Genomic DNA, 1,255 nt, shown 5'->3' on the forward strand with positions numbered 1-1,255 from the left:
TGAGTCTCCTCTGATAACCCCATTTTTCAAAAGTACGAAAAATTGAGATATTTCAGACGAGAGTTGTTTAAAAAATTATTTATTAGAGAGTTTACATTATTTTCAAAACATATCCATTTTTTAATGGAAAAACAGTGTCTTTTTTGACTCGAAAGCGATCTTTTACTTGCTTGCATCACATATTTCAGTATTCTCCTGAAGTTTATCCAAGTAACCCGGGAGTAAGCCCATAGGCGGTTGGCAGCAAGTCCGCGGTAGCGTGTCTTGCCGTTTGTGAGGTTATATCCGAGTTGAAAAATTGTGGCTTCCACATTGTTTCGCTTCCATTTCTCCCTGATGGGGACATCCCGCAGCTTTTGCCTTAGCATGGATGTACGGACATCCTCTATCGTGAAGTAACGGTATTTGCCATCATCTGTTTTGATGCGCCATTTCTTTACAGGTTTTCCTGTCTGTGAGTCTATCTTTGTTGTTGCTGCCAAACATGCTGTAATAATTATTTGTGTTTTAGTATCCAGGACTATCAGCTCATCGGGATTCTCTTCACTGAGCGTGAGTTCATACCTGGGAGGCTGTCCCTGGATACCTGTAAGGATTAAATCAATGTCATTTTCATTGGCGTAATCTTGGGTTTCGGTACTGTTATAAGCCCCGTCAGCATATACTTTTTCAATCTTATCATCAAGGAGCTTCTGTGTTTCCTCGATGGAGGGTTCAAGAAAGTCGCAGTCCGGGGTAGAGACAACATCCAGGTTTACATCGGTAACCAGGTTCAATGGCTGCCTGTCGCTATCATCAGGCTGTCCTTCACTATCCTTTGGTGCATCATCGCATGTTTCAGTAATGTTTGCGGAATAACCCTTTACTCTCTTTCCACCTTTGTTACGGTAGTGGGAGTCGGTATCGTGGGGTGATTGTATGGATTTGGCACTTATATCGTCATTATCCTTAGGCAGCACAGTCTTATCTGCAGTTACAGTAAACTGCTGTTCAAAGACAGCCTTCAGAGTCTGGTAAGTACCATAGTCATGCCTTTTAAACAGCTTGATAAAACGATACATCAGCCTGCCTAAAGCAACGAAGCGGGTATCTACCTCCTTCTTGTTACTGCGATAGATGAACTTGCTCCCCTCCTCGTCCATGATATGGTCGATAAGGTCGAACTCCTCCCGTGACAGGCTGCGCTTGTAAATATGATCTGAACGCTCCTCTATGAACAGGGCAAGTGTTTCATGTACAAGCTCGTAGCGGGTAT

The 1,255-nt window shown here is 43.1% G+C and carries 1 protein-coding gene; it reads right to left on the minus strand.

Annotated features, from left to right (window positions below):
- Positions 1-26: 26 nt before the first annotated feature.
- The gene (locus OLM34_RS11385) at positions 27-1,142 is read right to left on the minus strand and encodes a hypothetical protein (RefSeq protein WP_264407385.1); all 1,116 of its coding nucleotides are present in this window, start codon (positions 1,140-1,142) and stop codon (positions 27-29) included.
- Positions 1,143-1,255: the final 113 nt, after the last annotated feature.

This window comes from Anaerorudis cellulosivorans (genome assembly GCF_025943985.1).
Taxonomy (GTDB): domain Bacteria; phylum Bacteroidota; class Bacteroidia; order Bacteroidales; family Dysgonomonadaceae; genus Anaerorudis; species Anaerorudis cellulosivorans.

Coding starts and splice junctions, on each gene's coding strand:
- OLM34_RS11385 (WP_264407385.1), bottom strand. CDS start 1,142: ATGGACGAGGAGGGGAGCAAGTTCATCTATCGCAGTAACAAGAAGGAG.